This window comes from Erwinia sp. SLM-02 (assembly GCF_037450285.1).
In the GTDB taxonomy this organism is placed as follows: domain Bacteria; phylum Pseudomonadota; class Gammaproteobacteria; order Enterobacterales; family Enterobacteriaceae; genus Erwinia.
The window spans coordinates 2,389,629-2,412,411 of the sequence record NZ_JAQISN010000001.1 but is presented as its reverse complement, the minus strand read 5'-3'; the positions used below and the strand labels follow the sequence as shown (position 1 = coordinate 2,412,411).

Annotated in this window: 20 protein-coding genes; 8 read left to right on the top strand and 12 right to left on the bottom strand. The window is 57.1% G+C overall.

Translation table 11 applies throughout. The features are described 5' to 3' along the window. The first annotated feature begins 64 nt into the window (after positions 1-64). Positions 65-1,069 carry a nucleoid-associated protein YejK gene (gene yejK / locus PGH32_RS11170; protein WP_337894063.1) on the top strand — a complete coding sequence of 335 codons (1,005 nt, stop codon included), beginning with the start codon at positions 65-67 and terminating at the stop codon, positions 1,067-1,069. 96 nt (positions 1,070-1,165) lie between these two features. Here the strand turns inward: yejK and rplY are convergent, their stop codons facing one another. Beyond that, the gene (gene rplY / locus PGH32_RS11165; RefSeq protein ID WP_314420693.1) at positions 1,166-1,450 is read right to left on the bottom strand and encodes a 50S ribosomal protein L25; all 285 of its coding nucleotides are present in this window, start codon (positions 1,448-1,450) and stop codon (positions 1,166-1,168) included. Between the two features lie 126 nt (positions 1,451-1,576). After that, on the bottom strand, positions 1,577-3,331 hold the full coding sequence (locus tag PGH32_RS11160) for a DEAD/DEAH box helicase (protein ID WP_337894062.1): 1,755 nt from the start codon (positions 3,329-3,331) through the stop codon (positions 1,577-1,579). A gap of 187 nt (positions 3,332-3,518) precedes the next feature. Here PGH32_RS11160 and rsuA point away from each other — a divergent pair, with 187 nt between their 5' ends. The 3 genes from rsuA to PGH32_RS11145 all read left to right on the top strand — a co-directional run bounded on the left by rsuA (position 3,519) and on the right by PGH32_RS11145 (position 6,128). Then, on the top strand, positions 3,519-4,223 hold the full coding sequence (gene rsuA / locus PGH32_RS11155) for a 16S rRNA pseudouridine(516) synthase RsuA (protein ID WP_314420691.1): 705 nt from the start codon (positions 3,519-3,521) through the stop codon (positions 4,221-4,223). Between the two features lie 27 nt (positions 4,224-4,250). Further along, positions 4,251-5,450, top strand: coding sequence for a Bcr/CflA family multidrug efflux MFS transporter (locus PGH32_RS11150; RefSeq protein WP_314420690.1), 1,200 nt, complete (start codon positions 4,251-4,253; stop codon positions 5,448-5,450). A 330-nt stretch (positions 5,451-5,780) separates the two neighbouring features. After that, positions 5,781-6,128 (top strand): YejG family protein, encoded by a 348-nt coding sequence (locus PGH32_RS11145; protein ID WP_314420688.1) that lies wholly within the window; start codon positions 5,781-5,783, stop codon positions 6,126-6,128. Positions 6,129-6,231: 103 nt separating this feature from the next. Here the strand turns inward: PGH32_RS11145 and yejF are convergent, their stop codons facing one another. The 9 genes from yejF to yeiP form a co-directional block, all read right to left on the bottom strand. Continuing rightward, entirely contained in the window at positions 6,232-7,815 is a 1,584-nt protein-coding gene (gene yejF, locus PGH32_RS11140; protein WP_314420686.1) for a microcin C ABC transporter ATP-binding protein YejF, read from the bottom strand. Position 7,816: 1 nt separating this feature from the next. Then, complete coding sequence (locus PGH32_RS11135) at positions 7,817-8,842, bottom strand: microcin C ABC transporter permease (RefSeq protein ID WP_314420685.1); 1,026 nt, start codon at positions 8,840-8,842, stop codon at positions 7,817-7,819. Then, on the bottom strand, positions 8,842-9,933 hold the full coding sequence (locus PGH32_RS11130; protein ID WP_337894061.1) for a microcin C ABC transporter permease YejB: 1,092 nt from the start codon (positions 9,931-9,933) through the stop codon (positions 8,842-8,844). The genes PGH32_RS11135 and PGH32_RS11130 overlap by 1 nt, the downstream gene beginning before the upstream one ends. An 11-nt stretch (positions 9,934-9,944) precedes the next feature. Further along, entirely contained in the window at positions 9,945-11,753 is a 1,809-nt protein-coding gene (locus PGH32_RS11125; RefSeq protein WP_337894060.1) for an extracellular solute-binding protein, read from the bottom strand. Between the two features lie 111 nt (positions 11,754-11,864). Continuing rightward, a complete protein-coding gene (locus tag PGH32_RS11120; RefSeq protein ID WP_337894059.1) occupies positions 11,865-13,457 on the bottom strand; it encodes a cyclic di-GMP phosphodiesterase in 1,593 nt (530 codons plus the stop codon). A 212-nt stretch (positions 13,458-13,669) separates the two neighbouring features. After that, positions 13,670-14,242 carry a bifunctional murein DD-endopeptidase/murein LD-carboxypeptidase gene (mepS, locus tag PGH32_RS11115; RefSeq protein WP_314420677.1) on the bottom strand — a complete coding sequence of 191 codons (573 nt, stop codon included), beginning with the start codon at positions 14,240-14,242 and terminating at the stop codon, positions 13,670-13,672. 518 nt (positions 14,243-14,760) lie between these two features. Further along, complete coding sequence (locus PGH32_RS11110) at positions 14,761-15,468, bottom strand: phosphatase PAP2 family protein (protein WP_314420675.1); 708 nt, start codon at positions 15,466-15,468, stop codon at positions 14,761-14,763. A 37-nt stretch (positions 15,469-15,505) separates the two neighbouring features. Continuing rightward, entirely contained in the window at positions 15,506-16,489 is a 984-nt protein-coding gene (locus PGH32_RS11105; protein ID WP_337894058.1) for a CobW family GTP-binding protein, read from the bottom strand. An 84-nt stretch (positions 16,490-16,573) separates the two neighbouring features. Continuing rightward, positions 16,574-17,146: an elongation factor P-like protein YeiP gene (gene yeiP / locus PGH32_RS11100; RefSeq protein ID WP_314420671.1), complete on the bottom strand. Its 573-nt coding sequence runs from the start codon at positions 17,144-17,146 to the stop codon at positions 16,574-16,576. A gap of 258 nt (positions 17,147-17,404) precedes the next feature. Between yeiP and PGH32_RS11095 the strand changes: the two genes are divergently transcribed. From PGH32_RS11095 to fruA, 4 genes are all read left to right on the top strand, one after another. Next, positions 17,405-17,659, top strand: coding sequence for a YkgJ family cysteine cluster protein (locus tag PGH32_RS11095; RefSeq protein ID WP_314420669.1), 255 nt, complete (start codon positions 17,405-17,407; stop codon positions 17,657-17,659). A 370-nt stretch (positions 17,660-18,029) separates the two neighbouring features. Beyond that, positions 18,030-19,163, top strand: a complete 1,134-nt coding sequence (fruB, locus tag PGH32_RS11090) for a fused PTS fructose transporter subunit IIA/HPr protein (protein ID WP_337894057.1) — start codon at positions 18,030-18,032, stop codon at positions 19,161-19,163. Then, on the top strand, positions 19,160-20,101 hold the full coding sequence (fruK, locus tag PGH32_RS11085) for a 1-phosphofructokinase (RefSeq protein ID WP_314420666.1): 942 nt from the start codon (positions 19,160-19,162) through the stop codon (positions 20,099-20,101). Before fruB ends, fruK begins: the two co-directional genes overlap by 4 nt. A gap of 16 nt (positions 20,102-20,117) precedes the next feature. After that, complete coding sequence (gene fruA / locus PGH32_RS11080; RefSeq protein WP_337894056.1) at positions 20,118-21,812, top strand: PTS fructose transporter subunit IIBC; 1,695 nt, start codon at positions 20,118-20,120, stop codon at positions 21,810-21,812. Between the two features lie 71 nt (positions 21,813-21,883). Here the strand turns inward: fruA and nfo are convergent, their stop codons facing one another. Beyond that, entirely contained in the window at positions 21,884-22,726 is an 843-nt protein-coding gene (gene nfo, locus PGH32_RS11075) for a deoxyribonuclease IV (RefSeq protein ID WP_337894055.1), read from the bottom strand. Positions 22,727-22,783 lie beyond the last annotated feature (57 nt).

Here is a 22,783-nt window from a genome sequence, read left to right as displayed (position 1 = left end):
GATTGGTTGATCGAAAGAGCACTCGGTGATTGAATACGCGCCTGTGCCCAAAGGAGAGTTTACCATGAGTCTGGATATCGACCAGATTGCCCTTCACCAGCTGATCAAACGTGATGAACAGACGCTGGATCTGGTTCTGCGCGATTCGCTGCTGCCGTCCACCCCGGCGGTCACCGCCATGATGGAAGAGCTGCATCGCGTTTACAGCGCCAAAAGTAAAGCCTATGGCCTGTTCAATGAAGAGAGCGAACTGGCCGATGCGCTGCGCAACTGCCGCAAAGGTGAGGACGATTTCCTGGCTTTCAGCCGTGCCGCCACCGGCCGCCTGCGCGATGAACTGGGTAAATATCCGTTTGCCGAAAGCGGCGTGGTGCTGTTTGGCCACTACCGCTACCTGGCGGTGAACTACCTGCTGATTGCGGTACTGAGCAGCCAGAACAGTATGCGCGTGAATGAAGAGCTGGATATCAGCAGCACGCAGTTCCTCGATATCAATCATGCCGATATCGTGGCGCGCGTCGACTTGACCGAGTGGGAAACCAACCCGGAATCGACCCGTTATCTGACCTTCCTGCGCGGCCGGGTAGGGCGCAAAGTGGCCGACTTCTTTATGGATTTCCTCGGTGCCAGCGTCGGCCTGGATACCAAAGCGCAAAACCGTGGGCTGCTGCAGGCGGTGGATGACTACTGCGCGGAGGCCAGCCTCGATAAAAACGAGCGTCAGAACTACCGTCAGCAGGTTTACAGCTATTGCAACGAGCAGCTGCAGGCGGGCGAGGAGATTGAACTGCAGGGGCTGTCGGAAGAGCTGGCGCCGCTGGGTGAGAAAACCTTCCAGGCGTTTACCACCGAGCAGGGCTACGAGCTGGAGGAGAGCTTCCCGGCCGATCGCAGCACTCTGCGTCAGCTGACCAAGTTTGCCGGCAGCGGCGGCGGCTTAACCCTGAACTTTGACGCCATGCTGTTAGGCGAACGTATCTTCTGGGATCCGACCACAGATACGCTGACCATCAAGGGCACGCCGCCCAATCTGCGCGATCAGCTGCAGCGCCGCACCAGCGGTAAGTAGTCACATGGGGTGGGCCTGATTCAGGCCTGCCCGAATTCAGCATAAAAAAAACGCCGCAAATGCGGCGTTTCTTTTACATCAGTTACGAACGTGCGATTAAGCGCGAACGAAGTCGATGTGGTGCAGTTTTGGCTTGAACGGGTGACGCTGAACAGCCTGCACTTTAACTTTGATTTCTTTACCATCGGCAACCAGAGTCAGCACTTCTTCGTAAAAACCAGGCTTAGCCTGCATGTTCATTACGGAGTCGTGGTCCAGTTCGATAGCGATAGCTTCTTCTTTGCCACCGTAAATGATAGCTGGGAATTTGTTAGCTACACGCAGGCGGCGGCTCGCACCCTTACCCTGCTCTTTACGTACATCTACATTGATAGTGAACATTTTAAAGTCTCTTGTGTTTTTGTTCCTGCTACAGGCGACCCAGCAGCAGGCGGATTGTTCAGCCTTTGCAGAGCAAAAGCGGGCGGCATTATAGCCCTGTTTGCCGCTGCGGGCAATGTAATAAACTCACCGCAGTTCATTAGCCCGACGAAAACGTCCCTGGTAATCAAAGACTTTCTCCCGCACCTGCCAGAAATGGCGCTGTTTGCGGGCGACAACAAAATCAGGATGGCGCAGCAGCGGCTGGAGGGTGACGATATCCTGGGCCGTTTTCCAGCCCAGCGGCACGCCCGGTGCGCGCTGGTGCGGGCGCAAAAACAGCTGCTCAAAAGCCGTGCGCTGTGCCGGGCTTTTCAGCCGGAAACGCTCGCTCACCTCGGTGGCCTCTTCATCAAAGTAGCGCGCCTTAATCCACTCGCCGTGCTCATCCGCGCCGGCCTCCAGCACCATCGCCGCACAGCGCAGCACCAGCGCATCCTTCAGCTTAAGCGCCGCTTTCAGCATGTCGTCGGGATCGACCAGGATGGTGTCGCATTCCCGGCAGCGGCGGGCGGCAATATCATTTTCGGCGTTGCACTGCGGGCAGTTCTTGAAGCGGAAGCGGTAGTCACACTGTTCGCGGTTGCCTTCATCATCCTCCAGCACGCCCTGGCAGCGGCGGCCAAAGTGCTCAACGATCGTGCCGTCGGCGGTGGCTTTCCCCCAGAAGGTGTTGGCGAAGCCGCAGCCGGGACAGAACACCTGCACCGGCTTGTTGTCACTTTTTCCTTTGGGTGCCCCCACTTCTGGCGTAAACAAATCGTGGGGGTTCCCGGCATAGTCGAGGATCAGACAGTCGCTTTTCCCCGGACTGAGGCGCAGCCCGCGGCCGACAATCTGCTGGTAAAGGCTGACCGATTCGGTCGGGCGCAGAATGGCAATCAGATCGACGTGGGGCGCGTCAAAGCCGGTGGTCAGTACCGCAACATTGACCATATACAGCAGCTCGCGGGCCTTAAAGGCGGTAATCAACGCGTCGCGTTCGGCGGCGGGCGTTCCGGCGCTGATTAACGCTTTGCTGTCCGGCAGCAGGCCGAGAACCTCCCGGGCGTGCTCGACGGTGGCGGCGAAGATCATCACCCCCTGACGGTCGCGGGCAAACTCGACGATCTGCTGAATAATATGCGGCGTAATGCGCTGCTGCTGTTTCAGCTCGCGGTTGAGATCGGCCTCGCTGAACAGGCCATTTTCCTGCGCCTGCAGGCGGCTGAAATCATACTGCACCACCGGCATGTCCAGCCGCTCGGGCGGCACCAGGAAGCCGTGCTTGATCATATAGCGCAGCGGAAGCTCATAGATGCAGTCGCGAAACATCGCCTGCTCGCTGCCGCGCACCATACCGTGATAGTGAAACTGATAGATCCAGCCTTTGCCCAGCCGGTAGGGCGTGGCGGTGAGGCCAAGCAGCCGCAGCTGCGGGTTCCGCTGGCGCAGCTGGTTGATGATCTGCTGATACTGGCTGTCGTCGGCATCGCTGATGCGATGGCACTCATCAACGATCAGCAGTGAAAAACGGTCGTCAAACTGCGCCAGGTTACGGGCCACCGACTGCACGCTGCCGAACACCACTTTTGCGCGGCTCTCTTTGCGCTGCAGCCCGGCGGCAAAGATATCCGCCTCCAGTCCATACGCCTGATATTTCCCGTGATTCTGCGCCACCAGCTCTTTGACGTGAGCCAGCACCAGCACCCGGCCGCGTGCCACGCGGGCCAGTTCGGCAATCACCAGGCTTTTGCCCGCGCCGGTCGGCAGCACGATGACCGCAGGCTCGGCGGAGCGGCGAAAATAGCTGACGGTGGCATCCACCGCTTCCTGCTGGTAGGGGCGTAGGGTAAAAGACATGAACACTCACTGCGGTAAAAAATATTTGGCTATTATGCCATGAAAGGGCGTTATGAGGACTATTCCCCCTGTGCCGCAGGGACATCTGCCGCTATACTGTGCTTTCCATTCTGGATGAGCGCTCCGCGCCACATCACAAGACGTTAAACGTCAGTTTTCATTCCCAATTACAGGCAGTGCAGAGTTAATGCGACTTGATAAGTTTTTATCCCAGCAGCTGGAAGTCAGCCGCGCCATCGCCGCACGTGAGCTGCGAGCAAAAAGAGTGACCGTTGACGGCGAAGTTGTGCGCGATGGATCGTTTAAACTGACCCCGGAAAACACCGTGGCGTTTGACGGTAATCCGCTGCAGCAGCAGCTGGGGCCGCGCTATTTCATGCTGAATAAGCCGGTGGGCTATGTGTGTTCCACCGACGATCCCGATCATCCTACCGTGCTGTATTTCCTTGCCGAACCGGCCGCCTATAAGCTGCATGCCGCCGGACGCCTGGATATTGATACTACCGGTCTGGTCCTGATGACCGATGACGGCCAGTGGTCGCACCGTATTACTTCTCCGCGCCACCACTGCGAGAAAACCTATCTGGTCACGCTGGAGCAGCCGTTGAGCGACGATACGGCGCAGCAGTTTGCCGATGGCGTGCAGCTGCACAATGAGAAAACGCTGACCAAACCGGCGGTGCTGGAAGCGCTTGACGACCATCGCGTGCGCCTGACCATCAGCGAAGGCCGTTACCATCAGGTGAAACGCATGTTTGCCGCGGTGGGGAACCGCGTGGTGGAGCTGCATCGTGAACGCATTGGCGATATCAGCCTGGATGCCGACCTGGAGCCGGGCGAGTATCGTGCGTTGACCGAGGAAGAAGTGGCCAGCGTCGGGCTGACGCGCTAGCGGATAATCATTTCAAAGGGGCAGTGAGTGGCAAAGGATAAGAATTCTTCCGTTGGATTAGTGGTGATCCTCGGACTGCTGGCGATGTTGATGCCGCTGTCGATCGATATGTATCTGCCCGCGCTGCCGCAGATTGCCCGCGAGTTTGGTGTGTCGGCGGGCAGCGTACAGATGACCCTGAACGCCTATATTCTTGGCTTTGCCCTCGGCCAGCTGATTTATGGTCCGCTGGCGGACAGTTTTGGCCGCAAGCCGGTGATTGCCGCAGGCACGCTGATCTTTGCCGTGGCCGCGGCCGCCTGTGCGCTTTCGCAGAGCATAGAGCAACTGATCAACATGCGTTTCCTGCACGGCCTGTCGGCGGCGGCGGGCAGCGTGGTCATCAGCGCCCTGATGCGCGACAGCTACTCGAAAGAGGAGTTCTCGCGCATGATGTCGTTCGTTATGCTGGTGACCACGGTTGCGCCACTGCTGGCACCGATCGTTGGCGGCTGGCTGCTCCTGATCTGGAGCTGGCACGCGATTTTTTGGACCATCTCCGTGGCGGCGGTTATTACCACGCTGCTGGTAGTTACGCAGATAAAGGAAACGCTGCCCAAGGAAAAACGGCAGCGGTTTAACCTGCGCACCACGCTGGGGAATTTCCTCTCCCTGTTCCGCCATAAGCGGGTATTCAGCTATATGCTGGCCAGCGGCTGTTCGTTTGCCGGGCTGTTCTCCTTCCTCAACGCCGGGCCGTTTGTTTACATTGAACTGAACCACATTTCACCGCAGGACTTTGGTTATTACTTCGCGCTGAACGTGGTGTTTCTGTTCCTGATGACCCTGCTGAACAGCCGCTGTGTGCGCCGCTTTGGTCCGCTGGCAATGTTCCGCTTTGGCCTGCTGGTGCAGTTCACGATGGCGGTCTGGCTGCTGCTGGTCAGCGCGCTGGATCTGGGCTTCCTGGCGCTGGTGTTTGGCGTGGCGATGTTTATCGGCTGCGTGGCGATGGTGTCGTCGAATGCCATGGCGGTGATCCTCGATGAGTTTCCTCATATGGCGGGCACCGCGTCGTCACTGGCGGGCACGCTGCGCTTTGGCGTCGGCGCGCTGGCCGGGGCGCTGCTGTCGACCATGACGTTTAACAGCGCGTGGCCGATGGTCAGCGCCATCTTTATCTGCGCCACCCTGTCGGTTGCTCTGTTCCTCTATGCGGCGCGTCCGCGTCACGCTCAGTCCGCGTAAATCTGCTGCCGGGCCGCTTCTGGCCCGGCAGCTATAGTCCTCCCCCGGCACCGTCCTGTTGATTATTTGTGAAATGCTAACCTTGAAAAAGTAACAACTTTGCTACGAAATCGGTTGTTATCCCACGAGTAACGCGGTAAACATATCCAATAAATGAGAGTTACCTCTCAAAAAAAGACTATAAAAAATGTGGATAAATCAGATGGCCTGACCTGATAAAGATTAATAGTGATGTTTATCAGTAGGTTAATTTTATTTCCACAATTGATGATTTACCTTGTAAAATAATTGTGAAAAAATTGTTTAAAAGTAACTCTGGGGGGGGGGACTATGTTGAATACCTTACAACATTCAGTGGTACATCGTTTGCCGGCCAGCTATCGCCGCTGCAGCGGACCCGTGGGGGTGACCGTGGAACCGCAGGCATCCAACGTCCTGAACAGCGATGACGACCTGATCGGCCTGCGCCTGCTGAGCCATAACGGTGATTCTGCCTGGGAAATCATGCAGAACATCAAACTGGCGCTGGCGGATATGCAGCTGGACTGCGCCGTGCTGGAGCTGGAAGGCGAGCCGTGCCTGTTTGTTCATCGCCAGGATGAATGCACCACCACCTGCCGCCTGAAAAATTTCGGCGTTGGCATCGCTGAAACCTTTGCCGGTGAACGTCACGATTAGGCCAGACGCACTCGCTGCACCCCACGATTTGGCCAGATTCCTTTTACCACGCCCCTGAATAAGCCCGCCACGCGCGGCAACGCTCAGCCGCTGAGTACCGTACTCAAGCCAGCATCAGCAGCTGGCGGGTATAATCCTGCTGCGGTGCGCTAAAAATAGTTTCGCACTCACCCTGTTCAACCACCTCTCCCTGCTGCAGCACCACCACCTGATGACAGAGCGAACGCACCACCTGCAGATCGTGGCTGATAAAAATATAGGCCAGCCGGTGCTGCTCCTGCAGCGTCTTCAGCAGGGCGAGGATCTGTTTCTGCACCGAGCGGTCGAGTGAGGAGGTCGGTTCATCGAGAATAATCAGCTGTGGCTGCAGGATCAGCGCGCGGGCGATGGCGATACGCTGGCGCTGGCCGCCGGAAAACTCTGCCGGGTATCGCTGGCGGGTTTCGGGATCCAGCCCGACTTCCTGCATGGCCGTAATAACTTTTGCTTCCCGCTGCTCCGCGTTCAGTTCGGGATGATGCACCTGCAGCCCTTCAGCAATGATCTGCAGCACGTTCAGCCGCGGATTCAGCGCCGAGTTGGGGTCCTGAAACACCACCTGAATCTGACGCCGTACCGGCAGCATCTGCCGGCGGTTCCACTGATGCAGCGGCTGGTTGTTAAACCAGATATCGCCGCCGGAGGCGATCAGCCGCAGCAGCGCCAGCCCGGTGGTGCTTTTGCCGGAGCCGGACTCACCGACCAGGCCCAGCGTTTCGCCCGGATGCAGGGTAAAGCTCAGCGATTTCAGCGCGTGATGAACGTCTACCGTGCGGCGCATCAGTCCCTTTTTAATCGGGAACGCCACGTTCAGGTTCTCAACTTTCAGCAGCGGCGGACTGTCGATATCCGCGGGGGCAGGGCGGCCTTCCGGTTCAGAGTCCAGCAGCTGGCGGGTGTAGGGGTGCTGTGGCGCGCTGAACAGCCGCTGCGTGCTGTTATGCTCAACCGCCTGGCCGTTGCGCATCACGGTGACGCTGTCGGCGAGCTGGCGGACGATGTTCAGGTTATGGGTGATAAACAGCAGGCCCATGTTCAGCTCCTGCTTCAGCTCTTTCAGCAGGACCAGGATCTGCGCCTGCACCGTCACGTCGAGCGCGGTGGTGGGTTCATCGGCAATCAACAGCTCCGGCTGAGTCAGCAGCGCCATGGCAATCATCACGCGCTGGCGTTCGCCGCCGGAAAGCTGGTGGGGGAAGTCATTCAGCCGCCGGGCGGCATTGCGGATGCCCACGCGATCCAGACAGCTGAGCATCTCGGCGCGCGCGGCTTCGCGACGCATGCCGCGATGCAGCGACAGGACCTCGTACAGCTGTTTTTCAATATTGTGCAGCGGGTTCAGTGAAACCATCGGCTCCTGAAAGATCATGGCGATGCGGTTGCCGCGCAGACCGCGCAGCGTACGCTCATCGGCCTGCAGCACGCTCTGGCCGGCAAACCGGATATCGCCCTGCTGATACACTGCCGGCGGAGTCGGCAGCAGCCGCATCACCGACAGCGCCGTCACGCTTTTACCCGATCCCGATTCGCCCACCAGCGCGACGGTTTCTCCGGCATCAACCGACAGCGAAAGCCCGTCCACCACGCGCCGTTCAACGCCGCCCTGGCGGAAAGCAATACTCAGATCCTGAATCGAAAGCAGCGCCATATCAGTGCACCTTGCTCGGGTCGAAGGCGTCGCGCACGGCTTCACCAATAAAGATTAACAGCGACAGCAGGATCGCCAGCGAGAAGAAGGCCGTCAGCCCCAGCCACGGAGCCTGCAGGTTATTTTTCCCCTGCAGCAGGAGTTCACCCAGCGACGGCGATCCCAGCGGCAGACCGAATCCCAGGAAGTCCAGCGAGGTCAGCGTGGTTATCGATCCGCAGAGAATAAACGGCAGGTAGGTGAGCGTGGCGACCATCGCATTCGGCAGCATATGGCGTGACATAATGCGCCAGTCGCTGACCCCCATTGCCTGCGCGGCACGGATGTAGTCGAAGTTGCGGGTGCGCAGAAACTCCGCACGCACCACGCCGACCAGGCTCATCCAGCCAAAAACGACGGTAATCGCCAGCAGCCACCAGAAGCCGGGCTGCACCACGCTGGAAAGCAGGATGATCAGGAACAGCGTTGGCATTCCCGACCACACCTCAATAATGCGCTGGCCCCACAGATCGACTTTACCGCCGAAGTAACCCTGGGTTGCGCCGACGATAATGCCAATCACGCTGGAAAACAGCGTCAGCATCAGGCCAAACAGCAGGGAAATCCGCGTGCCGTAGAGTATACGCGCCAGCACGTCGCCACCGTTGGCATCGGTACCCAGCCAGTTCTCAAGGGAAGGCGGCGAGGGGAAAGGGCGGGTGCTGGCGAAGTTGATGGTATTGTCACCGAAGCGAATCGGTGCCCAGACGGCCCAGCCTGCGTTGTCCAGCCGCTGCTTCAGCCACGGGTCCTGATAGTCGGCGGGCGTGGCCAGCGGCCCGCCAAAATCACTTTCGGTGTAGTTCACCACCAGCGGGAAGTAGGTGCGATCCTGATAATGCACGATCAGCGGCTTATCGTTAGCCAGCAGTTCGGACCCCAGGCAAAGGACGAAAAACACCAGGAAGATCCACAGCGACCAGTATCCCCGGCGGTTGTTTTTAAACCGCGCCCAGCGAGCCTGATTAATCGGATTTAAATGGCTCATCAGCGCCCCTCGAAATCAATACGCGGATCGACCAGCGTGTAGGTTATATCGCTGACGATATTCAGCAACAGCCCGATCAGCGTGAAAATATACAGCGTGCCGAACATCACCGGGTAATCGCGCTGGATGGTGGCGTCATAGCCCAGCAGCCCCAGGCCGTTAAGCGAGAACATCACCTCAATCAGCAGCGAGCCGGTAAAGAACATGCTGATAAAGGTGGCCGGGAAACCGGCAATCACCAGCAGCATGGCGTTACGGAAAACGTGGCGGTAGAGGATCTTCTCCTCGTCCAGTCCTTTCGCCCGCGCGGTGACCACATACTGTTTACGGATCTCATCAAGAAACGAGTTTTTGGTCAGCATGGTCAGGGTGGCAAAGCCGCCAATGACCGTTGCCAGCACCGGCAGGGTAATATGCCAGAGGTAGTCGGTGACTTTGCCGTACCACGGCAGGGTGTCAAACTGCGGTGAGACCAGCCCGCGCAGCGGGAACCAGTCGAGGTAGCTGCCTCCGGCAAACAGCACAATCAGCATGATACCGAACAGGAATGACGGGATGGCATAGCCGATGATAATCGCCGTACTGCTCCAGATGTCGAAGGCGCTGCCGTTACGCACCGCCTTCTTGATGCCGAGCGGAATGGAGACCAGGTAGATAATCAGCGTGCTCCACAGCCCCAGCGTCACCGATACGGGCAGGCTCTCTTTAATCAGCTGCAGCACCGAGCTGCTGCGGAACAGACTGTCGCCGAAATCGAAACGCAGATAGTTCCACAGCATGGTGAAATAGCGTTCGTGCAGCGGCTTATCGAAGCCGTAGCGTTTGGTGATTTCCGCAATCACTTCCGGATCCAGGCCGCGGGAACCGCGATACTGGCCGTCGGCGGGGGAAGCATTCAGCGAGCTGCGCCCGTGGGAGGCATTCTCCCCGGCGGCACCCGGCAGGCCGGTGGTCTGGCCAAACTCGATATTGGCAATCGCCTGGTCGACCGGCCCGCCCGGGGCAATCTGCACGATAAAAAAGTTAATGGTGATAATCGCCCACAGGGTGGGAATAATCAGCAGTAAGCGACGAAGAATATACGCACCCACAGTCAGGCTCCTTAACGTCGTTGTGCCGGCAGCTGTGCGGCTTTATTAACATCGTACCACCAGCTGTCAAAGCCCAGCGAATAGGTGGGGCGGGTGGACGGCATCGAGAATTTATTCCAGAAGGCGTAGCGATCGCTGGCGCTGTACCACATCGGGATCATGTAGTAGTTCCACAGCAGCACCCGGTCCAGTACCCGCCCCAGCGCGATCAGCGCCGGTTTATCACCCTGATGCTGGTTAATCTGGGCGATCAGATTATCGACTAGCGGACTGTTGACGCCCGGCCTGTTGTAGCTGGAATTGATGTAGCTGCTGGCCCAGTAAAACTGCAGGCCGGTATCGGGGGTGGCAAAAGCCGCATAGGGCGAGGGCAGCATATCAAAATCGCGGCTGCGCAGGCGGGACAGATACTGCGAACTGTCCACCTGTCGCACATCCATGGTAATCCCGATGCGCGTCAGATTATGCTGGAACGGAAGCACCCACTGATCGTTGCCGCCGCTGCGCAGCAGCAGCTCAAAACGCATCGGCTTGCCGGTTTTCACGTTGACCAGCTGACGATTTTTCAGCTCCCAGCCCGCCTGTTTCAACAGATCGAGCGCCTGCAGCAGTTTGCCACGATCGTAGCCGCTGCCGTCGGAAGTGGGCGGCTGATAAATTTTATCAATCACCTCGGCAGGATACTGGCCCTTAAGCGGGCCAAGAATTTCCAGCTCGCTGGCGTCGGGATAGTTGCGCGCGGCGTATTCGGTATTCTGGAAATAGCTGTTCACCCGCTTATAGGCGTTATAGAACAGCGCTTTATTCATCCAGTCAAAATCAAACACCAGCGACAGCGCCTCACGCACTTTCGGATCGGTAAACTGCGGGCGCTGAATATTAAAAGCCAGCCAGTTGGTGTCGGTGGCAACCGTATTCGGTATCGGATCTTTGATGATATAGCCGCGTTCAAAGTTATTACCGCTGTACTGCGTGGCCCATTTCTTTGCCGACCCTTCGGCCCGGAAATCAAACGCGCCCGCCTTAAATGCTTCAAAGGCGACATTATCGTCCAGATAATAGTCGTAGCGGATTTTGTCGAAGTTGTAGCGGCCCTTATTCACCGGCAGGTTTGCCGCCCAGTAGTCCTTCACCCGCGAATAGGTGATCGACTGGCCGACCTTATAGGCGGTAATGCGATACGGCCCGCTTGACGGAGGCGGGTAGGGGAGGGGCTCACCCAGATTGCGGTTTTTCCAGAACTTCTCCGGGAAGACCGGCGATGACAGCAGCGACAGCATCTTATCGCGGTCGGGCTGCGGCTGTTCAAAGCGCACCGTCAGGCGGGAAATTGCTCTGGCCGTTACCCCTTTATAGAAAACCCGGTACTGCGGCACGCCCTGGGTCATAAACATATTAAAAGTGAAGGCGGCGTCGGCGGCGGTAATGGGGGAGCCGTCCTGGAAGCGGGCCAGCGGGTTAATACTCACCTCAACCCAGCGATAATTATCGGGATAGCGCGCGTATTCGGCAATCAACGGATAGAGGCTGCCCACCTCATCTTCGGAGGAGGTGAAAAGGCTGTCGTAAAGCGTTTCCGTCCGCGCCCCGGGGCTGCCGCGCAGGGCGTAGCGGTTGAAGTTGTCGTAGGTACCGATCGCGGAAAGGGTAATGCTGCCGCCTTTCGGCGCGGCGGGATTCGCATAATCAAAATGGGTAAAGCCCGTGGCGTATTTTGCAGTCCCAAGCTGGGCAAAACTGTAGCTCTCATTAATCTTTTCAGCCTGCGCACAGGCCGCCGTCAGGCTGAATAAAGCAAGGGCAACAATGCGCACAATCATGGTTAAACAGGCTCCCGGAGGTGAAAAATAAAAACAGGCAGATCAGACTGACAGTAAAGCCAACCCGGCGCAATGATAGTGAAGGCCTTTTACCCGTTTTGACAGTTGATGCTAACCCGCCAGTATTACGCGATCGATGGGGGCAAAATCGCTGGCGAAATAATCAATCAGCTGCGGCACCGTGCGGGGGCGACTGAATAAGTATCCCTGCATGTGGCTGATGCCACCGTTAATCAGCCACAGCGCCTGCTCGGCGGTTTCCACGCCCTCGGCCACGGTATTCAGATTCAGCTTCTGCGCCAGATTCAGCACGGCATCCAGTACCGGGGAATTAACGGTTTCCGTGCCAATGCTGAGCACAAAACCCCGATCGATTTTCAGATAATCAAATTTAAACTTTTCCAGATAGATTAGCGCACTGTGGCCGGTGCCAAAATCATCAATGGCTATTTTAATATTCTGCTGGCGGATCCAGTGGAAGATTTCATCCGCGCTGCGATCGTCCACCATAGCGCGTTCGGTAATCTCGAAAATATATTCGAAATGGTTTTTCGGCATGGCCTCAAGCCAGTCAAGCACGTCCTGGCGGAAGGTTGGATAGCTTAAATGCAGCGGGGAGAGATTCACCCCCAGCCGGGTTCCGGCCGGAGTCACCCGGCACAGCTGATGCGCATCCCGCGCGACCAGCTGAAATAAATGCCGGGTCAGCGGAACGATCAGGTTCTGCCCTTCGGCATAGCTGATGAAAGCGTCGGGTGGAATGCGGCCTTCGGTGGGATGCGTCCAGCGTAGCAGGGCCTCAAGCCCGTAGGTTTTCCCGGAGCTGGCATCAATCACCGGCTGATATTCCACGTGAAACTCGCCGCGCTTCATCCCCTGCTGGATCTCTTTTCCCTGCCGCTGCCGCAGAATAAGCACCAGGAAGCAGGCAAAGGCGATGATAATACTGAGCAGCAGTCCGGCAAGAAGAATGACATGAACGTCGCGGGCCGGCAGCGTTTCCCCATAGAAATAGAGCGTCAGGGGATAGCCGGTAAGGGTAATCGTCCGCAGCGGATGCTTTGGCAAATCGGTCAGCGTGATCACCCCGTCATTCCAGGTCGTCAGCGCGTTGTCTTTTGTGGCTATCGCCATTCCGGCGATCTCCAGATGACGGGATGTCAGCAGAAGGTAGGGTGTTAGGTTAACGTTCAACGTCACGAAGACGCCGTAGGACGGATGATTGGCATCGGATAACCAGATAGCAATCGCGGGCTTACCCGGCACCATCGGCGTATCGGGTATCAGGCGTATATCAAGGGGCTTGGCGATATCCGTTAAGGGAGACAGTCTTTTTACCGCCAGCGACATCGGCCCGGTGGCGGATGAACAGAAGGCGACGCCATTTTTTACCAGTAAAATAGCCCGAATATTCGGTGCGAATGCGGCGCGCTGGATCAGGTCATTACGCACCTGGTCACAGCTGGCAATGCTGGCGGCAGCCTGCAGGGGCTGAAGCGTTTGCTGAAGTTCACCAAACAGGTTGATGACATAGCTTTGCGTATAGCCGGCGAGCCGGTTATGGCTTTCGGAATGACGGTTCCAGGTAATGCTCAGGGTGATGGTAATAAACAACAGAAAAAAAATAAAACCAGTGGCGGCACTCAGACAGACAATCTTGCGCTGCTGGGGAACCAGTCGCGTGACGTTTGTTGGCAGTGGCATAGGGTTATATCTCCCGTTATAGCCGGTTTTTTATTATTTATTAGTAACAAACAGCTTTTCTGGTGTAAGCAATGCAGGATATAACGGCGGCGGGTTTCTGTCTTCATATTCTTTTGATTATCAAAAGTTTTTTTGCTGAAAAACGGGCGAAAAAAAACGCTGCCGGGGCAGCGTCTTTTTCTCTCGTGTTTCGCGGACTTCAAAGAATGAAATCAGCTTTGCGTTCGGCTCAGAACCCGTCGCGCATCGCGGTAGCGATTTTTCCAGTACGACTCGTTGAGATTAGAAATCATCACGCCGCTGCTGGTCGATGCATGGACGAAGTTATCATTACCGATATAAATACCGACATGACGACCCGTAGAGCCCGCGCGGAACAGAACTAAATCACCCGGGCGCAGCTTTGTACGCTGGATGCTCTTTCCGCTGTCTTCCTGTTCGTAAGTCGAACGGGGAAGATCTAAACCAAACTGTTCACGAAACGTAGTCTGTACAAAGGCCGAGCAGTCAATGCCACGTTTGCTGGTACCGCCTAAACGATAACGCACGCCTTTCCAGTCTGCGTACTGATCCATTAAACGGGATTTAATATCCACGTTCTGAACCATCTGTTCGAATTCATCCTGAGACGCTTGAAGTAAAAAACCATTCTGGCCTTTAACTGCATGAGTATCAGTTTGTACATTGTGCCCGCTGTTCGAACTACATGCTGACAACAGTGCCGCTAACGCGACGGCGGGGAGTGCCCGCAGGATATATCTCAGAATAGGTTGAGACTTGACCATTATGTTTGTAATCCCTTGAAGTCCTTACGACAGAGTCGTTAGTTAAAATGCGAAACGAAACGAGATTAATTAGCGCATCACAAGATGACAATTTCGGAATCTTTAAAATGTGTTAGCGAGCACGTTTTAAAATGTAACAGACCGAAATATTTTACCCATTTTGCCTAACCGGAAACGAGGTTACCCCATTACAAGCCCCATAGCGAGGGGTTTTAAGTACTTTTTTATAGGTTTTTTTGATGTGAAATAACCAGATACGCATTTGTTCAGAGAACGGGCAATAATTGACGTTTTAGTGGCGAATCAGGCACGGCTTTGTGACAGAAGAAGGTGGAAGTCATGAATTAGGAATAATCTCAAAGACGGCAGGCACTTAGCCAACCCGGGCTGCCGGGGCAGGTATAATGAAAGGTTCTGAATACCGGACTCTGTTAGCCTGCTAATTAATGGTTAATCCGCATCAAAGATAAGAAATTATTTATCCTTAATGCGGATTGGGGAAGAGGTTTATAAGGCGATCACCGTGCCGGTTTATATTTTCCAGGCAAATTACGATAAAGCCAGTTAACCAGATAATCGCTGGCCGGCGTCATCAGCCACCAGCTCATCCCCACCAGCACGATGGAAAGGGAGCCGACGGCGATATCGGTGAACCAGTGGGCACCAATCATCACGCGCGGCATCGCAAATACCAGCACAATCATCACCGCCACGGCAAACGCGCGGCGGCTGAAGTAGCGCAGCATAAAGCAGGCGAAAATAATCAGCATCATGCCGTGGTCGCCGGGGAAGCTGTCCGCCGAGGCGTCTTTCGTCGGGATGCCGGTCAGCTGCGAGACATGATGCACGTCCGGGAAGAACCGGGTCGGGCTGGCATGTGAGACCGGGATCAGGTGACCCAGCTGATTCAGACCAACGGCGGTAATCAGCATGGTGATACCAATCGCCAGCATTCTGCGCCGACCCTGCGGGGTTTCCCGCCGCCAGAAGTGCAGATAAAGGCCACCCATCGCCAGCAGAGAGACGCCATCAAACGCGCGGAAGTTGGTGATGGCGACCAGCCATAACAGTGGTTTACTGGTGACCATACGGTCGTTGAACCAGTAGAAAATCCCTTTATCGATGGCAAACCATGAACCGTGGCCTGCAGGCAGATACCAGGAGAAAAAGAGAAATAACCCCATCGCGTTAAGTAAAAGGATGGTCAGTAAGCGTTTAGTTGTCATAAATACCAGAGTGTCATTAGCCAGGTCGCGGCGTAGGTTATCTCTGATAGTGTAAACGAAGTTTCAACAAAGAAGTTTGCAAACTGTTCCAGTCAGCCTGGGAATCGTCGATAAGTTCGATTCGACTGTCCGGAGGTTCGGCGCTTCGGGTCTCGATATGGAAGTCAGCGCCCTGGCGATTAATACTGACCATGCCTTCGGCAATGCGCATGACGCCTTTCACCCGCGATACCGGCGCCAGCCGCGCCCACTCCAGCAGGCCAATCGTGTCAAACACCGTATCACTATTAAAAACCCAGCCGCAGGCGTAAAAACCCTGGCCCTGATTCAGCGCCCGCCGCCAGGGCATATTCTCGTCGGGCTTCAGCGCCGCCAGCCGCGAGGGCGCGGTGCTGTGATGGTGATGGGACGGATGGGGTAACGCACGCAGATTGCGGCGCGGCGCATCCAGCAGCGCGGCGTCAATCTCGCCGTGCTGGGTGGTCACCAGCGTGCGCCCGGCGGCCGACTGCTGCTGCCAGCTGAGCAGCGCCTGGCGAGCGGCGTCATCCCAGCGATCCTGTTTATTGGCAATAATCATGTCGGCTGCGGCCAGCTGATCGCGGAAGTTTTCATTCTGCACCACCCGTTCGTCCAGCAGCTGGCGCGGGTCGAGCAGGGTAAGCGTGGCGCGCAAGTCGATCCAGGGTTCGTAAACGCTGGCCGACAGCATATCGAGGATCTGTTTGGGATGGCCAAGCCCGGTCGGTTCAATCAGCAGCCGGTCCGGCTTCGCCTGCTTCAGCAGCATATTCAGCCCGACCTGCATCGGCAGGCCGTTAACGCAGCACATGCAGCCGCCGGGGATCTCTTTCAGCACCGCACCGGTTTCTGCCAGCAGCGCGCCGTCAATGCCGACTTCACCAAACTCGTTGACCAGCACCGCCCACTTCTCATCCTGGGGTTTACCAGCCAGTAAATGGCGCAGCGTGGTGGTTTTCCCGCTGCCGAGAAAGCCGGTGATCAGATTTACCCGGGTCATCATTGCTCCAGTGCGTGCGTTTTGTTTTTGTTATAACATAACAAAAAGGGCGATGTCATTGCACATCGCCCTTGTCCGGCACAACTAGTCAGCGCGGCTCATATAACGACGCTCTGGAATATGAATGCGGATTTTGTCACCGTTGCTGAGGTATTCCGGAACCTGAACGACCAGGCCGGTACTCATGGTCGCCGGTTTGGTACGGGCGCTGGCGGAGGCACCTTTAATACCCGGCGTGGTTTCAACAATTTCCATATCCACGGTCTGCGGCAGCTCCAGCGCCAGGATCTGGCCATCCATCGTCAGCACCTGGATGCCCGGAATGCCGCCTTCCGGCAGGAACAGCAGCTCGTCTTCGATCTGATCCTGCTTGAAGTTGTACGGCGTGTAATCTTCGTCATCCATAAAGACGTATTCGTCACCGTCTATATAAGAGAAGGTCACCTGGCGACGGCTGAGGGAAATGGTGTCGAGGATGTCATCACCCTTGAAGCGTTCTTCAACCTTCAGACCGGTGCGGACATCGGTGAAGCGCATTTTGTACAGGGTGGATGCACCGCGTGCGCTGGGGCTTTGCACATCAATGTCTTTTACCAACAGCAGTTTGCCGTTGTAGCTGATGGCCATACCTTTTTTGATTTCATTCGCTCTTGGCATAAAACGGATCTCACGTGGAAGAGAGGGGGAAATTTATCGCGACAAGGTACTCGCGCCCGCGCTTTCAGGCAAGATCTGCCTGCATCGCTAAGCGGAAAAAAGTGGGGATCGTCATCGTAACAATACCCCGGGGAGGGAAGATTAACCGGGTAAAAGACCACATTTCATAACAAAGCAGGGAATCAGCGACATGGTATATCGCAATGAAGGGCGTTCTGCTAATGTGTCGCACCGTAACCCCCGCGCTGAGAGTAACTGATGGAATGCCGTATTGACTGTGGAGCCTGCTGCATTGCACCTTCCATCTCCAGCCCGATCCCGGGCATGCCGAACGGCAAACCGGCCAACACCCGCTGCATTCAGCTGAACGACCACAACCTGTGCAATATTTTCGGTTCGCCGCTGCGGCCAAAGGTGTGCGGTGGATTGCAGCCTTCGCGGGATATGTGCGGTACCAGCAGTCTTGACGCGATGACCTATTTGGTGAATCTGGAAGCGGCAACGGCGCCTTGATCGCACTCCGCCCCGGACCGTTACCCAAGTAGTCACGCCATTATCATTTAACCTTAATTTCCCACTGGATTTCTCGGGCAGGCAGCCTCTGCTTACCTTCCTTCAGCACTTTTTCTGATAAATCCGTCTGCTTTCAGCATGCCTTCAGCTGCCGCTGTAGCGACGGGATTTTTCCGTGATAAATCTCAACAAAATGTGCGGACCGTCAAAAATCTGCTATGCCGTTTACAGTAAAACTTGCCACAACACCTGATTAAAGACCACAATCCTTGAAACGTTTCAGCGTTGTCTCCGCAGGTTGTTTGCTCAGGGATAGCGCTTTTTTTCTCAAATTAGCTGAAACGATTCAAATTCAGCAGCGAGGAGAACCATGTTCCAGTTAGAACTTAACGCCATTAAGCCCGGTGCGCAGGCGTCCGACAAGCAAGATGCCATCCGTCAGGTTGCCGCCGCGCTGACCGCCGCCGGTAACGTGGGCGAAGGCTACGTTAACGGTATGCTGGCACGCGAGCAGCAGACTTCTACCTACCTGGGTAACGGTATTGCCATTCCACACGGCACCACCGACACCCGCGATCTGGTTCTGAAAACCGGCGTGCAGGTGTTCCAGTTCCCGCAGGGCATCGCCTGGGGCGACGATCAGACTGCCTACGTGGTGATCGGTATTGCGGCCAAATCGGATGAACACCTGGCGCTGCTGCGTCAGCTGACCCACGTTCTGAGCGATGACAGCGTAGCTGAACAGCTGAAAACCACCGATTCGGCGGAAACGCTGCGCAGCCTGCTGATGGGCGAAAAGCAGGGCGCTGAGTTCAAATTTGATACCTCGCTGATTGCCACCGACGTGGCCGCCAGCGACCTGATGACTCTTCAGGCGCTGAACGCAGGCCGTCTGCAGCAGGCCGGCGCGGTCGATGCGTCCTTCGTCAGCAGCGTGATCGGCGCGAAGCCGCTGAACCTGGGGCAGGGCATCTGGCTGAGCGACAGCACCACCGGTAATCTGGGCAGCGGCGTGGCCGTCAGCCGTGCCGCCGCGCCAATCGACGTGAAGGGTGAGAGCGCTTCGCTGCTGATCACCGTGGCCGTGGCCGACGATCAGCCGTTAACCGTGCTGAACTACCTGAGCGATTTGCTGATTGCGCAGAAAGCTGACCGCCTGCTGAAAGCCGACGCGGCGGGCATCCTCGCCCTGCTGACCAGCGAAGTCTCCGAGCAGGCCGACGTGCTGACCGAAGAGTTCACCATTCGTAACGAACATGGCCTGCATGCCCGTCCGGGCACCGCGCTGGTCAGCGTGATTAAGCAGTTCAACTGCGACGTGACCGTCACCAACCTCGACGGCAGCGGTAAGCCGGCTAACGGCCGCAGCCTGATGAAAGTCGTGGCGCTGGGCGTGAAAAAAGGCCACCGTCTGCGCTTTACCGCCAGCGGTGAAGATGCCCGCGCCGCGCTGGATGCGATTGGTGAAGCCATCGCCTCCGGCCTGGGCGAGGGGGCAGCATGAGCAGACGCGTTGCCACCATTACCCTGAACCCGGCTTACGACCTGGTGGGTTACACCCCAGAAATCGAACGCGGTGAAGTTAACCTGGTGAAAACCACCGGGCTGCACGCGGCCGGTAAAGGCATTAACGTTGCTAAAGTGCTGAAGGATTTAGGCATCGACGTGACCGTCGGCGGCTTCCTGGGTAAAGAAAACCAGGACGGCTTCCAGCACCTGTTCAGCGACTTAGGGATTGCTAACCGCTTCCAGGTGGTTGAAGGCCGTACCCGCATTAACGTCAAGCTGACCGAGAAAGGCGGCGACGTCACCGACCTGAATTTCTCCGGCTTCGAAGTGACCGGACAGGACTGGGACCGCTTTACCGCCGATTCCCTGACCTGGCTGGGCCAGTTCGATATGGTCTGCGTCAGCGGCAGCCTGCCGGCGGGGGTCGATCCGGATGCGTTTACCGAGTGGATGACCACGCTGCGCACCCACTGCCCGTGCATTATTTTCGACAGCAGCCGCGAGGCGCTGGTCGCCGGTCTGAAAGCCGCACCATGGCTGGTTAAACCTAACCGCCGCGAGCTGGAAATCTGGGCTGGCCGCAAGTTACCGACATTACAAGATGTGATTGAAGCAGCACATTTGCTGCGTGAGCAGGGCATTGCTCACGTGGTGATCTCACTCGGTGCCGAAGGGGCGCTGTGGGTGAATGCTTCAGGCGAATGGATTGCAAAACCACCTGCCTGTGAAGTTGTCAGCACCGTGGGTGCCGGTGATTCAATGGTTGGCGGGCTGATCTACGGCCTGCTGATGCGTGAATCCAGCGAGCATACCCTGCGTCTTGCAACCGCCGTGGCGGCCATGGCCGTCAGCCAGAGCAATGTGGGCGTTACCGATCGTACCCAGTTGGCCGCAATGATGGCGCGTGTCGACCTACAACCTTTCCATAATTAACAGCAGGAGACGCATAATGAAAACGCTGCTGATCATAGATTCTTCGCTGGGGCTGGCAACGGGCTATCTGGCAAAAAACATCACTACCGCCGCTGCGGCAAGTGCCGGACTGACCCTGACCGATAACCCGGCAGAAGCAGACCAGGTGATTGTTGCCGGTAAAAATATTCCGGCCGACAGCACGCTGAACGGCAAAGCCATTTACCTGGCGGATATCGAACAGCTCCTGCGCCAGCCTGCCGACGTGCTGGCGAAAGCGCAGACGGATGCCCAGCCTTACCAGGCACCGGTTTCCATCGCGAAAGCCGCGGTTCCGGCTGCGGGCACGGGGCCAAAACGTATTGTCGCGGTCACCGCCTGTCCAACCGGCGTGGCGCACACCTTTATGGCGGCAGAAGCCATCGACACCGAAGCGAAAAAACGCGGCTGGTGGGTGAAGGTGGAAACCCGGGGTTCCGTCGGTGCGGGCAACGCCATCACGCCGGAAGAAGTGGCGGCGGCCGATCTGGTTATCGTTGCGGCGGATATCGAAGTGGACCTGGCGAAGTTTGCCGGTAAGCCGATGTATCGTACCTCGACCGGACTGGCGCTGAAGAAAACCGCGCAGGAGCTGGATAAAGCCGTGGCGGAAGCTAAGCCTTATCAGCCGCAGGGCGGCCAGTCCTCAGCACAGGGCGAAGACAAGAAAGAGAAAACCGGCGCTTACCGTCACCTGCTGACCGGCGTGTCCTACATGCTGCCAATGGTGGTTGCGGGCGGTCTGAGCATCGCACTGTCGTTCGCGTTCGGTATTACCGCGTTTAAAGAGCAGGGCACGCTGGCTGCGGCACTGATGCAGATCGGTGGCGGCAGCGCGTTTGCGCTGATGGTGCCGGTACTGGCTGGCTTTATCGCCTTCTCGATTGCAGACCGTCCGGGTCTGACTCCAGGCCTGATTGGCGGTATGATCGCCACCAGCATTAACGCCGGCTTCCTCGGCGGGATTATTGCCGGTTTCATTGCCGGCTACGCGGCGAAGTTCCTCAGTCAGAAAGTGAAGCTGCCAACCAGTATGGAAGCGCTGAAGCCGATCCTGATTATTCCGCTGGTCGCCAGCCTGATCACCGGTCTGCTGATGATCTACGTGGTGGGCAAACCGGTTGCCGGTATCATGTCCGGCCTGACCACCTGGCTGGCTAACATGGGTACGGCGAATGCGGTACTGCTGGGTGCGGTGCTTGGCGGCATGATGTGTACCGATATGGGTGGCCCGGTGAACAAGGTGGCCTATGCCTTCGGTGTCGGACTGCTCAGTTCCTCAACCTACGGACCGATGGCGGCGATTATGGCGGCCGGTATGGTGCCACCGCTGGCGATGGGCCTGGCGACGATTGTTGCGCGTAAAAAGTTCAACAAGGGTCAGCAGGAAGGCGGCAAAGCGGCGCTGGTTCTGGGTCTGTGCTTTATCTCTGAAGGTGCGATTCCGTTTGCGGCCCGTGACCCGATGCGCGTTCTGCCTTGCTGTATCGTTGGCGGCGCGGTGACCGGTGCTATCTCGATGGCAATCGGTGCCAAACTGATGGCGCCGCACGGCGGTCTGTTTGTTCTGCTGATCCCGGGTGCGATAACGCCGGTACTGGGTTACCTGATGGCGATTATCGTCGGTACGCTGGTGGCTGGTCTGACTTACGCGGTGCTGAAGCGCCCGGAAGTGGAAACGGCAAAAGCGTAATCACCAGTCGGGCCAGGGTGAAACGCCCGGCCCCGATAGCAAAACGGCCTCGCTACAGCGGGGCCGCTTTTTTACTTCTGCTCTGACTTCAGCCAGGCAATTTCATCCTTCCAGATCTCCGGGTCGATGGTTTCCAGAATCATCGGGATCCCGTCGAACCGTGCATCCTTCATCAGCCAGCTGAACACCGTTTTACCGATATTGCCCTCGCCAAGGCTGTGATGGCGGTCAACGCGGCTGTTAAACTCGCTTTTCGCATCGTTCAGGTGCATGCCGCGCAGGTAGCGGAAGCCGACAACCCGCTCAAACTCCTCGAAGGTTTTCACGCACTCTTCTTCGGTGCGCAGATCGTAGCCGCCCGCAAACGCGTGGCAGGTATCAATGCAGACGCCGACGCGGGATTTATCCTCCACGCCGTCGATAATCGCCGCCAGGTGCTCAAAGCGGAAGCCGAGATTACTGCCCTGACCGGCGGTGTTCTCGATCACCGCAGTAACGCCCTCGGTCTGGTCCAGTACGATGTTAAGCGATTCCGCAATGCGCTTCAGGCATGCCTCTTCGCTAATCTGCTGCAGATGGCTGCCGGGGTGGAAGTTCAGCAGCGTCAGCCCCAGCTGCTGGCAGCGGGTCATCTCATCAAGGAACGCCTCGCGGGATTTTTCCAGCGCTTCCTCAACCGGATGGCCGAGGTTAATCAGGTAACTGTCGTGGGGCAGGATCTGGCCGGGGCCATAGTTGTACTGTTCGCAGGCGCTGCGAAAGGCGGAAATCACCTCATCCGTCAGCGGGGCCGCGCGCCACTGGCGCTGGTTTTTGGTGAACAGCGCAAAGGCAGTTGCTTCCAGTTCATAGGCGCGTTTAACCGCCTGATCCACGCCGCCCGCTGCGCTGACGTGGGCACCGATAAATTTCATGCCGTTCTCCTGTTAATGGCCTGGGTCGAGTCCGGCTATGATAACCGGAAACGGCTC